This is a genomic window from Xaviernesmea rhizosphaerae, from assembly GCF_001938945.1.
Classification (GTDB): domain Bacteria; phylum Pseudomonadota; class Alphaproteobacteria; order Rhizobiales; family Rhizobiaceae; genus Xaviernesmea; species Xaviernesmea rhizosphaerae.
The window spans coordinates 185,338-198,788 of the sequence record NZ_MKIO01000040.1; the positions used below are offsets into that span (position 1 = coordinate 185,338).

The window sequence follows — 13,451 nt, forward strand, 5'->3', positions numbered from 1 at the left end:
AAGCACATGCAATATTTCCCGTGCAAACCGATTTTGATTTTCCGGTTTTTGCAGTAGCGTGCGCCGCGAAATCAGAAGCGGGAGTACCCTGATGAAAGCGCTTGTCGACAAGCTCAAGACCCTTGCCGCGGAGACCTCGGCCACCGATCTTCGCGCCGCCTTCGCCGCCGATCCTCAACGTTTCGACCATTTCAGCGTCGCGCTCGACGATCTCCTGCTCGACTACTCAAAATGCGCCGTCAACGAGCAGATCCTCGCCGGGCTGGAAGAGCTGGCCGATGCCGCCAAGGTGGCGGAAAAGCGTGATGCCATGTTCTCGGGCGCGCCGATCAACTTCACCGAGGGCCGCGCCGTCCTGCACACCGCGCTGCGCAACCGCGCCAACACGCCGGTTCTCGTTGATGGCAAGGATGTGATGGGCGACGTCAATGCCGTGCTCGACGCCATGGGCGCCTTTGCCGACGGCATCCGCTCCGGCGCGCTTGCTGGCGCCACCGGCGAGAAGATCACCGATGTCGTCAATATCGGCATCGGCGGCTCCGATCTCGGTCCTGTGATGGCTACGCTGGCCCTTGCCCCTTATCATGATGGGCCGCGCCTGCATTTCGTCTCCAATGTCGACGGCGCCCATATTGCCGACACGCTGAAGCTGGTGTCGCCCGAGACCACGCTGTTCATCGTCGCCTCCAAGACCTTCACCACCATCGAGACGATGACCAACGCCAAGACGGCGCGGGCCTTCATCGCCGACAAGCTCGGCGAAGAGGCGGTCGGCCATCATTTCTGCGCCGTCTCCACCGCGCTCGACAAGGTCGCCGCCTTCGGCATCGACGCCGCCCGCGTCTTCGGCTTCTGGGACTGGGTCGGCGGACGCTATTCGATCTGGTCGGCCATCGGCCTGCCGCTGATGATCGCCATCGGCAAGGAGAATTTCGGCGAGTTCCTCGCCGGCGGCCATGCGATCGACACGCATTTCCGCACCGCGCCGCTGCGCCAGAACCTGCCGATGCTGCTCGGCCTGATCGGCTTCTACCATCGCAACGTGCTCGGCTATCCCTCGCGCGCAATCCTGCCCTATGACCAGCGCCTCTCGCGCTTCCCGGCCTATCTGCAGCAGCTGGACATGGAATCGAACGGCAAGGGCGTGACGATCGACGGCACGCCGGTCGAGGGCGACAGCGGCCCGGTCGTCTGGGGCGAGCCTGGCACCAATGGCCAGCACGCCTTCTACCAGCTGATCCACCAGGGCACGAGCATCATCCCGGCCGAGTTCATGATCGCCGCCAACGGCCATGAGCCGGCGCTGCGCCACCAGCACGATCTCCTGATCGCCAATTGCCTGGCGCAGTCGGAAGCGCTGATGAAGGGCCGTCCGCTGGAAGAAGCCCGCGCCCAGCTGGAAGACAAGAAGATGCCGGAAGCCGACATCGCCCGCATCGCCCCCCACCGCGTCTTCACCGGCAACCGCCCGTCGCTGACGCTGGTCTACGACAAGCTCACCCCCTTCGCGCTCGGCCGCCTGATCGCGCTCTACGAACACCGCGTCTTCGTCGAAGGCGCCCTGTTCAACATCAACTCCTTCGACCAGTGGGGCGTCGAGCTCGGCAAGGAACTGGCCACCGGCCTGCTTCCCGTCGTCGAAGGCAAGGAAAGCGCTGAAGGCCACGACAGCTCGACGGCAGGGCTGGTGAAGGCGCTGCTTTCGGCGAAAGCTTAAGCTGAAAGTCTGCAAAGACCGCCACGGGCAGTTTGCAGGCCCCTTAAGATACTCGTCATAATGGAAAAACCCGCTCGACAAATGATCGAGCGGGTTTTTTATCAGATTGCGTCTGGTTGCGTGGCTCTTACAGCCCGATCTCCCCCGCCCAAGGCGGGTTTGCCCCCGCACGCGACACGGTGACTGCGGCGGCCTTGGCACCGAGCGCGAGGGCGGCGCGCACGGCATCTTCGGAGAGGTTGGCGACGGCCTCCTTGGTCAGAAGGTTGTTGAGCTTCAGCGCGGCCAGCACGCCCGCATCGAAGGTATCGCCGGCGCCGACCGTGTCGACCACGGTCACCTTCTCGCCGCCGACGGAGACCTTGCCGCGCGTGGTGTAACCATCCGCGCCGTCGGCGCCCTTGGTGATCACCACCAGCTTTGCGCCGCGCGCCAGCCACTGGCCGGCCAGTTCCTCATGGCTGCCTTCCATGCCGAACCAGTCGAGATCTTCGTCGGAGAATTTGACGATGTCGGACATCGCGGCCATGCGCAGCATGCGGGCGCGGTGGGCCTCCTTGTCCTTGATGAAGCCGGGGCGGATGTTGGGGTCGAAGGAGATCACACGCTTTTCATGCTCGCGGGTCATCAGCGCCTCATAGGTCGCGCCGCAGGGCTCGGGGATCAGGCTGATGGCGCCGAAATGCAGCGCCTCGCAGAAATCGCCGAGCTCGGGCAGGTCGGCCTCGGTGATCATGCGGCCGGCCGTGTTCTCGTCGAAGAAGGCATAGCTCGCATGGCCGTTGGTCAGCTTGACGAAGGCCAGCGTGGTGTGCAGGTCGGAGGTGGCGCAGGGGGCGAAATCGACATTGCTCGCCTTCAGCGTCTCACGCAGGATGTCGCCGAACATATCGGTCGACAGGCCGGTGAAGAAGCCGGTGGGAATGCCAAGCCGGCCGAGCGCGATGGCCGTGTTGAAGACCGCGCCGCCCGCATAAGGCGCAAAGGCGCCCTCGCCCCGGTCCGATTGGCGTGGCAGCATGTCGATCAGCGCTTCTCCGCAGCAGATGATCATGGTCGCAGGTCCCCCAGCAAGAATTCAATCGATTAGATCGACTTAAGCCATGGCCGAAAAAAAGGCCAGCGGCAAGTCATGGACGGCAGGGTCCGGGATTGGCTCCGGCCCGCCTTATGGCATCACAGCGTGGCCACGCCGCCATGGCGGGCCGACCAGTCGAGCGGGGCGTCGAGGAAGCTTTCGACTTCCGCCAGTCTGTCCGTCTCGAAGAGCTGTTTCTCGCGGGCCACTGCCAGCACGTCGCGCCAGGTGGCGATGTTGTGCAGGGTCACGCCCTTGTCCTGCATCTCGCCGCGCGCCGCGGGGAAGATGTCGTAATAGAACAGCGCCATGCCATGATCGACAATGCCGCCGGCCGCGCGCACGGCATTGATGAAGGTGAACATCGAGCCGCCGGCGGTCGTCAGATCCTCGATGACGAGGACGCGAGCGCCTTCGGCCATATGGCCTTCGATCTGGGCGTTACGTCCATGGCCTTTGGGCGCCTTGCGCACATAGATCATCGGCAGGGCCAGACGCTCGGCCAGCATGGCGGCGAAGGGAATGCCGGCCGTCTCGCCACCGGCGATCACATCGAACTGCTCGAAGCCGGCCTCGGAGAGGATGGTGGCGGCGGCGAAATCCATGACGGCCGAGCGGATGCGCGGATAGGAGATCAGCTTGCGGCAGTCGATATAGACCGGGCTCGCCATGCCCGAGGCTAGCTTGTACGGCTGCTCCGGCCGGAAATGGACCGCCTTGATCTCCCAGAGCATGCGGGCAAGCTGGTTGGCCATGAAGGCCTTGTCGCAGAAGGGGGTCTGGATCATCGGGCGGGTCCTCGTCGATTTGCGTCTCGGCCGGCGGCAGGCCGTTCAGTCGTTGCGCTGGCAGAAGGTGATGCGGTTGGCGAAGGGATCGGTGACCGTCACCTCCAGCCCCCAGGGCACGGTTTCCAGCCCCGGCCGCATGAAGGGAAAGTCCCGCCCTGCCAGTTCGGCCTGCAGCGCCCGGGCGTCGCGAACCGGCACGAAGATGCGGGTGCCGGGCGTCGTATCGCCGAAATGCTCGCTGAGATGCAGCATCAGCCCCTCGCGCGTGATCTGGCAGTAAAGTGGCATGCCGGGCTCGAAGCGGTGTTCCCAGTCGAGCGTGAAGCCGAGAAAGTCCAGATAGAACGCCATGGCCTTCTCGACCGAGAAGATCCGCAGGATCGGGATCGCACCGGCGATGCCGACAGGCTCAGCCATGGGAGGCCTCGACCACCCAGTGCAACGGGAACATCGGATCGAACACGGTGACCGGACCGGCGCCCGTCTGGATCTTGTCGGGGAAGGTCACCGGCGTCTCGCTGCGCGTCAGCGTGATGCTCTCCGCATTGACCGGAAGGCCATACCAGGCCGGGCCATTGAGGCTGGTGAAGGCCTCGAGCCGGTCGAGCGCGCCCTCCTCCTCGAAGACATGGGCGAGACAGCTCATGGTGTTGATCGAGGTGTAGATACCGGCGCAGCCGCAGCCGCATTCCTTGAGCGGGTCCACATGCGGCGCGGAATCGGTGCCGAGGAAGAAGCGGGCATCGCCCGAGGTCGCGGCCTTGCGCAAGGCAAGCCGGTGGCTCTCGCGCTTGGCGACGGGAAGGCAATAATAATGCGGCCTGATGCCGCCGACGAGGATGGCATTGCGGTTGATGATCAGGTGATGGGTGGTGATCGATCCCGCAAGATTGCGATTGGCACCCAGAATATAGTCGACCCCGTCCTTGGTGGTGACATGCTCCATGGTCACCTTCAGCTCCGGCAGGCGCCGGCGCAGCGGATCGAGCACCGTCTCGATGAAGACGGCCTCACGGTCGAAGATATCGACCTCCGGCGTGGTCACCTCGCCATGGACGCAGAGCGGCAGGCCGATCTCGGCCATGCGTTCGAGCACCGGCATGACCTTGTCGAGATCGCGCACGCCGCCATGGGAATTGGTGGTGGCCCCGGCGGGATAGAGCTTGACCGCCGTGATGAGCCCGCTCGCTTTGCCGGCGGCGACGTCGTCGGCCGCCGTGTGCTCCGTCAGATAGAGCGTCATCAGCGGCTGGAAGCGGCTGCCGTCGGGCAGCGCGTCCAGGATGCGGTCGCGATAGGCCTCGGCATCGGCCGTGGTGACGACCGGCGGCACGAGGTTCGGCATGATGATGGCGCGGGCGAAGTGCCGGGCGCTGTCGGCGACCACGCCGCGCAGCATCGCGCCATCGCGCAGATGCAGATGCCAATCATCCGGACGGCGCAGGGTGAGCGTCTTCGGGGCATCGGCGGGCATCGGCGTCTCCGGGCAGGCGGCTTTTGGGGAAGATGGCTGTCCGGCTCGGATACCACCCTTCTCCGGGGCATGACAATTCCCCTTGGCCGCAAAGGTCACAAAGGCAGGTCGATTGCCTCGATCGCGAGATCGGCGGAGCGCTGATGGGCGCGGATCCGGTCGCCATTCGGCAGATCGTTGCCTTCGACCTTGCGGGCGATCGCCGCCGCATCCAGCCCGTAATAGGCCCAGCGGGCGCGCAGGCGCTCTTCCAGGATGGCGCGCGGCGGCAGGAGCATGATCGTCAGATCGAAGCAATCCTGAAGCCGCGACCACGGCGCCTCGTCGAGCAGCAGATAATTGCCCTCGGCGATGATAATGTGCGTTTCGGGCGCGATCGGCCGGGCCGAGGCGATGGCGATCTCGCGCGAGCGGTCGAAGACCGGCACCAGCACCTCCTCGCCGCCGGCGCGCACCGCCTTGAGAAGATCGGCAAAGCCACGCACGTCGAAGGTTTCCGGCGCGCCCTTGCGGGCCAGCAGGCCGCGCGCCTCGAGGATGCCGTTGTCCATGTGGAAGCCGTCCATCGGCAGCACGACGGCCGTCTCGCCTTCGGCCGAGAGACGCTCGGCCAGCACCTCGGCCAGCGTGGACTTCCCGGAGCCCGGCGGCCCGGCAACGGCCACGATCATCCGCGCCAGGCCTTTGGCACGGCCCAGCACCGCCTTTACGAGATCGTCGAGCTCCATCCGTCATCCTCCCGAACCGGGCCTGCCGCGTGGCGGCAGGATCGCAGCTCTCATGACGGGATTTGCGCGGGGATTCAAGCCTCGCGGCGAAAGGCAGGCGCGCGCGGATCAGGCATGCGGATCAGGCGAAGGATGCGCCGGCCCGGCGTGCATCGATGGACAGCGCCCCGGGGCCGAAAGCCGACAGGATCAGGAACCCGCCGGCCATGGCGAGGTTCTTCTGGAAATTGATCAACTGCATCTGATCGGCGAAATTGGCATGGGCGATGAAGGCGGTCGCCACGCAGAAAGCCGCCAGCAGAACGGCGACAGGACGCGTGAAGACACCGAGCAGGATGGCGATGCCACCGCCGAGCTCCACCAGCGAGACGATGACCGCCGTCACCATCGGCACCGGCAAGCCTTGGGCCGCGAAATAGCCGGCGGTGCCGGCAAGGCTCGTGATCTTGCTGAAGCCGGACAGCACGAAGATGATCGACATCAAGACCCGGCCGGCCAGGACGATTGCGCTCTTGGACATGAAAAACTCCATCAGGTTACATAAGGCCAATGTAGCGCCGCATCATTCTAGGCATAGCGCATGGGATGACGACTCACCGTTCAATCGCGACAGACGGCCACGCACCCCTGCCCGTCATGCCCTGCCCAGATTTTTCCACAATCGGCCGGGGCGAAACGGATCAAATGACGGGCTGGCGCGTTGTTATCGCCGGATAGAGGGGCCCGGAGAGAGAGATCACGTCATGTTTGCGCGCTGCTGCTGCCTTGCCGTTCTGGCCGGGTTGACCCTTGCCCTGAACCAGTCCGTCGCCATCGCCTCGCATGCGGGCCATGGCAGCTCGGCCGAGGCTTGTGATGCTAGCGCCGGCGATCCGCGTGACCTCGAGCGCAACCCCTCCTTTGCCCCCATCACCCTCGGCGAGATCCGCATCGGCGAAGCCCTGTCGGCCTGCCGCGAGGCCTATCGCGAGCGCAGCGGCCCCCGCCAGACCTATCAGCTGGCCCGGGCGCTCTACCGCTCCGGCGCGCCGGGCCGGGCGCTCTCCATGCTGCGCGAGGCGGCAAGCGGCGGCCATCGCCTCTCCGCCCAGTTGCTTGCCGCCGCCAAGGACGATATTGCCGAGATCGACACGGCTTTCAGCGATCCCTTACGCACAGCGGCAGTGACGCAGAGCGCGGCACCCGCGTCGGCCATCAGCGCGCGCTGAAGCTGAAGAGGCCTGTTCGGCGCAATCAGCGGATCTCGCCGGCCTGCGGTCCCCAGGTGTCGGTCATGGCGAAGCCGTCCGCCAGCGGATCGAATGGATCGAGCGAGACCTGATGCAGGCCAAAGGTCCAGCCGCGACCGGAAATGGTCGGCACGATCGCCGGGCGGCCGGCCACTTCCGTGACGCTCTCGATGCCCGCCTGGAATTCCGAGCCGATGATGGAGCGCGAGGTGAAGACATCGCCGACCTTGGCGAGCCCGCGCGCGTGCAAGGTGGCCAGATTGGCCGAGCTGCCGGTGCCGCAGGGCGAGCGGTCGGCCCGGCCCGGCCACATAGTGGTGCAGGTGCGCACCGCGCCATCCGGCTCGCGGTCGCGGAACATCACATAGGCGACACCCCGGATCTCCGGGATCTCGGGATGGACCAGCGGCACGGCCTTGTTGACCAGATCCTTCAGCACCATGCCGGCCTCGACCAGCGTGCGGGCATTGGCCTTCTCGATGGTGGTGCCGATCTGGCCGACATCGACCAGCGCGTAGAAGATGCCGCCGAAGCAGAGATCCACCTTGATCCGGCCCCATTGCGGCGTGTCGATTTCCACATCCAGCGCCTCGACGAAGGAGGGCACCATGGTCAGCGTCACGCGTTCGCAGCGCCCGTCGCGGCAGGTGGCCGTGGCCTTGACCAGGCCGGCGGCGGTGTCGAGCATCACCACCGTTTCCGGCTCCTTCATCTCGACCATGCCGGATTCGAGCAGCGCCGTGGTGACGCAGATGGAATTGGAGCCGGACATGGCATGGGCCTGGTCGGCCTGCAGGATGATGAAACCGAAATCGGCCTCCGGCCGCTTGGCCGGCACCAGGAGATTGACCGAGCCGATGGAGCCGGACCGCGGCTCCAGGCAGAGAAAGCGGCGCAGGCTGTCATCCACCGTATTGATATGGTTCAGCTGCTCGGCAATCGAATTGCCTGGGATCTTCGGCACGCCGCCGATCGCCACCTTGCCGATTTCGCCTTCGCAATGAACGTCCAGAAGCTGGATCGTGCGCTTCCATTTCATCGGTCTTCAAGCTCCCTCAAGCACAGAGATTGACCCCGCGCGATTGTCTTATGGGTCGCCGCATGCAGGGTCGCATGGTCACGGTGATAGCGAGGGGAAGCTGCTTTGCAAAGGCAAGTTTCAGGCCTGCATGCAAATTGTCGCCAAGCAACGGAATTGCCTCGGAAATGCCGCGGGCGGCATGGACTTTAATAGGCTAGAAAGACCGCAGAGATCGCGCCTGCGCCAAGTCACCGGCCGCCCGCGCGAAGCGTCCACCCCTGATCGAGTAACCTATGACACAAGCCACGCCTGACATCATCACCCCACCCGCCGACCCGACCGCCGTCGCGCGCATCTTCCTCTCAGGCGAAGGGCTGAGGACGGAGGATTTCGACTGTCAGGCATGCGGTGCCTGTTGCGCCTATTCCGAGGAATGGCCGCGCTTTTCGCTGGAGAGTGACGAGGATCTGGCGAAAATCCCGGAGGCTTATGTCTCGGCGGATTTGAGCGGCATGCGCTGCGAGAGCGATCGCTGCGTCGCGCTGGAGGGCACGCTGGGCCTGCATGTCGGCTGTCGGATCTATGCTGTCCGTCCCATCGTCTGTCGCGACTGCATGCCGGGCGATCCCGAATGCCTGATGGCGCGCGACCGCCTGACCGAGACGCTGCAACAGCATCTGCACGGGGCAGCGCAGGAAACCCCGGGAGAGCCTTCCTGAACATTCGATCAATCGGCTATTCTCTTTTATCACCGTTTAAATCACTACTTATTACGGATTAAATAGCGATTTCATCCATGATTTCTAAGTTTATCCGGATCGTCATTCGGCGGAAAGCGCGCTATGATCGCGGGCAATGCCGGCCCCTGCCGGCCGGGTCGCCGGTGGCGCCCGCTGAACCCCTTGAGGATCGACCGTCATGTCCCTGCCCCAGACCACCGGAAGCCAGCCCCTCGACCTGCCGGTCCGCAGCGACGATCCGACCCCGCCGGCCTTTGCCGCCTTCGCCCCGCCGGTGTCCCAGCCGACGGCACTGCGCGCCGCCATCACCGCGGCTTACCGGCGTGACGAGGCGGAGGCGGTCGCGCCCCTTCTCACTGAGGCCAGCCTGCCGGACACAGACAAGACGGCGATCCGCGAGATTGCCCGCAAGCTGATCGTCGCGCTGCGCGCCAAGCACAAGGGCACGGGCGTGGAAGGGCTGGTGCAGGAATATTCGCTTTCCAGCCAGGAGGGCGTGGCGCTGATGTGCCTTGCCGAAGCGCTGCTGCGCATTCCCGACATGGACACGCGCGATGCGCTGATCCGCGACAAGATCGCCCATGGCGACTGGCGCTCCCATGTCGGCGGCGGGCGCTCGCTCTTCGTCAATGCCGCCACCTGGGGCCTCGTCGTCACCGGCAAGCTGACCTCCACCGTCAACGACCGTAGCCTTTCCACCGCGCTCACCCGCCTGATCGCGCGCGCCGGCGAGCCGGTGATCCGCCGTGGCGTCGACATGGCCATGCGGATGATGGGCGAGCAGTTCGTCACCGGCGAAACCATCGAGGAAGCCGTCAAGCGCGCGCGGCCGTTGGAAAGCCGGGGCTTTCGCTATTCCTATGACATGCTGGGCGAGGCCGCGACCACGGCCGCCGATGCCACCCGCTATTATGCCGATTACGAACATGCCATCCACGCCATCGGCAAGGCAGCGGCCGGGCGCGGCATCTATGAAGGGCCCGGCATCTCCATCAAGCTCTCGGCCCTGCATCCGCGCTATTCCCGCGCCCAGGCCGCCCGCGTCATGGCCGAGCTGCTGCCGCGCGTGCGCGCGCTCGCCTTGATCGCCAAGGGCTACGACATCGGCCTGAACATCGACGCGGAAGAGGCCGACCGGCTGGAGCTGTCGCTGGACATACTGGAAGCGCTGCGTCTCGATCCCGCGCTCTCTGGCTGGAACGGCCTCGGCTTCGTGGTGCAGGCCTATGGCAAGCGCTGCCCCTTCGTGCTCGATTACATCATCGACCTCGCCCGCCGCTCCGGCCACCGCATGATGGTGCGGCTGGTGAAGGGCGCCTATTGGGATGCCGAGATCAAGCGCGCGCAGACCGATGGCCTTCCCGGCTTCCCTGTGTTCACGCGCAAGGTCCACACCGACCTCTCCTACATCGCCTGCTCCCGCAAGCTGCTTGCCGCGCGCGACGTGATCTTCCCGCAATTCGCCACGCACAATGCCCAGACGCTCGCCACCATCCATCATCTGGCCGGCCCCGACTTCAAGGTCGGCGATTACGAGTTTCAGTGCCTGCATGGCATGGGTGAGCCGCTCTATGACGAGGTGGTGGGCGAGGCCAAGCTGAACCGTCCCGCGCGCATCTATGCGCCCGTCGGCACGCATGAGACACTGCTGGCCTATCTGGTGCGCCGCCTGCTTGAAAACGGCGCCAATTCCTCCTTCGTCCACCGCATTGCCGATCCGAATGTCTCCGTCGACGAGATGATCTCCGATCCGGCCGATGTCGTGCGGGCCATGGCGCGCCCGGGCGCCGGCCATGAGAAGATCGCCCTGCCGCGCGACCTCTATGGCGCGCGGCGCAATTCCGCCGGGCTCGACCTGTCCGACGAAACGGTTCTGGGCGAACTGAGCGCACGCCTTCAGGACAGTGCGGCGATCGACTGGCGGGCCGCCCCGACCGGCCTCGCCTTCGATCCGGCCCGTGCGGTGACGGTGACCAACCCCGGCGACCGGCGCGATCCGGTCGGCCAGGTTCAGGATGCGACCCCGCAGGATGTGGAGGCCGCGATGGCGCGCGCGCAGGGTGCCGCCGCCCGCTGGGCCGCCACGCCGCCCGCCGCCCGCGCCGCCTGCCTGACGGCGGCCGCCGATGCGCTTGAAGCGCGCATGCCGATCCTGCTCGGCCTGATCATCCGCGAAGCCGGCAAATCCGCCGCCAATGCCATCGCCGAGGTGCGCGAGGCGGTGGATTTCCTGCGCTATTATGCCGAACAGGCGCTCAAGACCTTCGGCCCGGCCCATCAGGGCCTCGGCCCCGTCGTCTGCGTCAGCCCCTGGAACTTCCCGCTCGCCATCTTTACCGGACAGGTGGCCGCGGCGCTGGTGGCCGGCAACCCCGTGCTCGCCAAGCCGGCCGAGGAAACGCCGCTGATCGCCGCCGAGGCCGTGCGCCTCCTGCATGCGGCAGGCGTGCCCGAGGATGTGCTGCAGCTCGTCCCCGGCGATGGCCGGGTGGGCGCGGCTCTGGTGGGCGCGGCCGAGACGGCGGGCGTGATGTTCACCGGCTCCACGGAGGTCGCACGTCTGATCCAGCGCCAGCTGTCCGAACGGCTTTCGCCCGCCGGGCGGCCGATCCCGCTGATCGCCGAGACCGGCGGGCAGAACGCCATGATCGTCGACTCCTCCGCGCTTGCCGAACAGGTGGTGGCCGATGTCATCGCCTCCGCCTTCGACAGCGCCGGCCAGCGCTGCTCGGCCCTGCGCGTTCTCTGCCTGCAGACCGACGTGGCCGACCGCGTGCTCGCCATGCTCAAGGGCGCGCTGCACGAGCTGGTGATCGGCCGCACCGACCGGCTGGCCGTCGATGTCGGGCCCGTCATCACCGAGGAGGCCCGCGCCACCATCGAGACCCACATTGCCACGATGGCCGCGCGCGGCCACAAGGTGGAGCGCATCGCCCTGCCCGAGGGCACCGCGCATGGCACCTTCGTCGCCCCCGCCATCATCGAGATCGCCACGCTCGCCGATCTCGAGCGCGAGGTTTTCGGCCCTGTCCTTCACGTCGTGCGTTTCCGCCGCGACGGGCTGGACCGGCTGATCGACAGCGTCAACGCCACCGGCTACGGCCTCACTTTCGGCCTGCACACAAGGCTGGACGAGACCATCGCCCATGTGACGAGCCGGGTGCGCGTCGGCAATGTCTATGTCAACCGCAACATCATCGGCGCCGTGGTCGGCGTGCAGCCCTTTGGCGGGCGCGGCCTCTCCGGCACCGGACCGAAGGCCGGCGGCCCGCTCTATCTCGGCCGCCTCACCCCGGTGGCGCCGCTGCCGCCGCAGATCAATTCGGTCACGGTCGATCCCGGCCTGACGGATTTTGCGCGCTGGCTGGATGGCAAGGGCCGCGCGCAGGATGCGGAGGCCGCGCGCGAGATCGGCGGCCGCTCGGCGCTCGGCTTCGTCACCGAACTGGCGGGGCCCGTGGGCGAGCGCAATCTCTATGCGCTGCATCCGCGCGGCCGCATCCTGCTCAAGCCCAAGACCGAGACCGGCCTGATGCGCCAGCTTTCGGCCGTGCTCGCGACGGGCAACGAGGCGGTGGTGGATGGCGCGGCCGGTCTGGACTCAAGCCTTGCCGGCCTGCCGGAAAGCGTGGCGCGGCGCGTGAGCCAGGCGACAGACTGGTCGGCGGCCGGCCCTTTCGCCGGCGCGCTGATCGAGGGCGAGGGCCCGGAGCTCGTCGAGGCGCAGCGGCGCATTGCCAGCCTGCCGGGCCCGCTGCTCTTGACCCAGGCCGCCACCAGCCAGGCGCTGGCCGCGGATCCCGAAGCCTATGGCCTGAACTTCCTGCTGGAGGAGGTTTCGACCAGCATCAACACCACAGCGGCCGGCGGCAATGCCAGCCTGATGTCGATCGGCTGAGAAGGCCAAGTCAGCGGACGAGGCAAAGCCGGCCCGCGCAGGTGGGCCGGCATCCCCTCTTCGCAGAGCCTGTGCCAGTGCGTATAAGCCGGGGATCATGCTGACCCTTGCCGAACCCGTGACCCTGGAACAGGAGGTGCGCAAAAGCCGCTTTCTCGCGGCCTGCGCCCCCATTGCCGATGCCGAGGAGGCGCGCGTCTTCATCGACAGGGTCAGCGATCCCGCCGCCACGCATAATTGCTGGGCCTATCGCCTGGGACAGGTCTACCGTTTCAGCGACGATGGCGAGCCGGGCGGCACGGCCGGCCGGCCGATCCTGGCGGCCATAGACGGGCAAGGGCTGGATCAGGTCGTGGTGGTGGTCACCCGCTGGTTCGGCGGCATTTTGCTCGGCAGCGGCGGCCTGGTGCGCGCCTATGGCGGCACGGCGGCCATGGCGCTCCACTGCGCGCCGCGCATCGAGCGGATCGAGACGGTGAGCAGCTCGCTCGCCGTCGGCTTCTCCGATCTCCAGCGCGTCAAGGCCCGCCTGACCCAGCAGGGCGTGACCATCACCGCCGAGCACTTCACCGGCGAAGGCGCGACCCTGGAGCTCGCGCTGCCGGTCACCTCGGCGGAGGCGATCGCCGAGCTGGTGCGCGACCTGACCCGCGGCCAGAGCCTGCTCGCCTTTGACTGAACAGAGCCCGGAACGCCCGGCAATTCCACACGCCAACGTGAATCCTCCGCCTACCCCGCCCTGCCTTGTCAGAGAGCGCCAGAGGATGAGATGCCC

The 13,451-nt window shown here is 66.5% G+C and carries 11 protein-coding genes and 1 pseudogene; 5 read left to right on the forward strand and 7 right to left on the reverse strand.

Annotated elements, in window-relative coordinates; translation table 11 throughout:
- The first annotated feature begins 91 nt into the window (after positions 1 to 91).
- Positions 92 to 1,717, forward strand: a complete 1,626-nt coding sequence (gene pgi, locus BJF92_RS20290; protein ID WP_075636562.1) for a glucose-6-phosphate isomerase — start codon at positions 92 to 94, stop codon at positions 1,715 to 1,717.
- Between the two features lie 127 nt (positions 1,718 to 1,844).
- Here the strand turns inward: pgi and BJF92_RS20295 are convergent, their stop codons facing one another.
- The 6 genes and pseudogenes from BJF92_RS20295 to BJF92_RS20320 form a co-directional block, all read right to left on the reverse strand.
- Complete coding sequence (locus tag BJF92_RS20295; RefSeq protein WP_075636563.1) at positions 1,845 to 2,771, reverse strand: carbohydrate kinase family protein; 927 nt, start codon at positions 2,769 to 2,771, stop codon at positions 1,845 to 1,847.
- Between the two features lie 122 nt (positions 2,772 to 2,893).
- Positions 2,894 to 3,583: an orotate phosphoribosyltransferase gene (locus BJF92_RS20300; protein ID WP_075636564.1), complete on the reverse strand. Its 690-nt coding sequence runs from the start codon at positions 3,581 to 3,583 to the stop codon at positions 2,894 to 2,896.
- A 45-nt stretch (positions 3,584 to 3,628) separates the two neighbouring features.
- Positions 3,629 to 3,991, reverse strand: a pseudogene (locus BJF92_RS20305) (glyoxalase superfamily protein); the annotation flags it as partial.
- A gap of 4 nt (positions 3,992 to 3,995) precedes the next feature.
- Positions 3,996 to 5,060, reverse strand: a complete 1,065-nt coding sequence (gene pyrC / locus BJF92_RS20310) for a dihydroorotase (RefSeq protein ID WP_075636566.1) — start codon at positions 5,058 to 5,060, stop codon at positions 3,996 to 3,998.
- A gap of 95 nt (positions 5,061 to 5,155) precedes the next feature.
- Complete coding sequence (locus tag BJF92_RS20315) at positions 5,156 to 5,788, reverse strand: nucleoside triphosphate hydrolase (RefSeq protein ID WP_075636567.1); 633 nt, start codon at positions 5,786 to 5,788, stop codon at positions 5,156 to 5,158.
- A 121-nt stretch (positions 5,789 to 5,909) separates the two neighbouring features.
- The gene (locus BJF92_RS20320) at positions 5,910 to 6,308 is read right to left on the reverse strand and encodes a DoxX family protein (protein WP_075636699.1); all 399 of its coding nucleotides are present in this window, start codon (positions 6,306 to 6,308) and stop codon (positions 5,910 to 5,912) included.
- A gap of 223 nt (positions 6,309 to 6,531) precedes the next feature.
- Here BJF92_RS20320 and BJF92_RS20325 point away from each other — a divergent pair, with 223 nt between their 5' ends.
- On the forward strand, positions 6,532 to 6,996 hold the full coding sequence (locus BJF92_RS20325) for a hypothetical protein (RefSeq protein WP_075636568.1): 465 nt from the start codon (positions 6,532 to 6,534) through the stop codon (positions 6,994 to 6,996).
- Positions 6,997 to 7,021: 25 nt separating this feature from the next.
- On the opposite strand, the gene BJF92_RS20330 is transcribed toward BJF92_RS20325, so the two are convergent.
- The gene (locus tag BJF92_RS20330) at positions 7,022 to 8,056 is read right to left on the reverse strand and encodes a proline racemase family protein (protein ID WP_075636569.1); all 1,035 of its coding nucleotides are present in this window, start codon (positions 8,054 to 8,056) and stop codon (positions 7,022 to 7,024) included.
- A gap of 275 nt (positions 8,057 to 8,331) precedes the next feature.
- On the opposite strand from BJF92_RS20330, the gene BJF92_RS20335 reads away from it, so the two are divergent.
- The 3 genes from BJF92_RS20335 (at position 8,332) to BJF92_RS20345 (ending at position 13,355) form a co-directional block, all read left to right on the forward strand.
- Entirely contained in the window at positions 8,332 to 8,757 is a 426-nt protein-coding gene (locus BJF92_RS20335; RefSeq protein ID WP_078058289.1) for a YkgJ family cysteine cluster protein, read from the forward strand.
- Positions 8,758 to 8,956: 199 nt separating this feature from the next.
- Positions 8,957 to 12,676 carry a trifunctional transcriptional regulator/proline dehydrogenase/L-glutamate gamma-semialdehyde dehydrogenase gene (gene putA, locus BJF92_RS20340; protein ID WP_078058290.1) on the forward strand — a complete coding sequence of 1,240 codons (3,720 nt, stop codon included), beginning with the start codon at positions 8,957 to 8,959 and terminating at the stop codon, positions 12,674 to 12,676.
- A 97-nt stretch (positions 12,677 to 12,773) separates the two neighbouring features.
- Entirely contained in the window at positions 12,774 to 13,355 is a 582-nt protein-coding gene (locus BJF92_RS20345; protein ID WP_075636570.1) for an IMPACT family protein, read from the forward strand.
- Positions 13,356 to 13,451 lie beyond the last annotated feature (96 nt).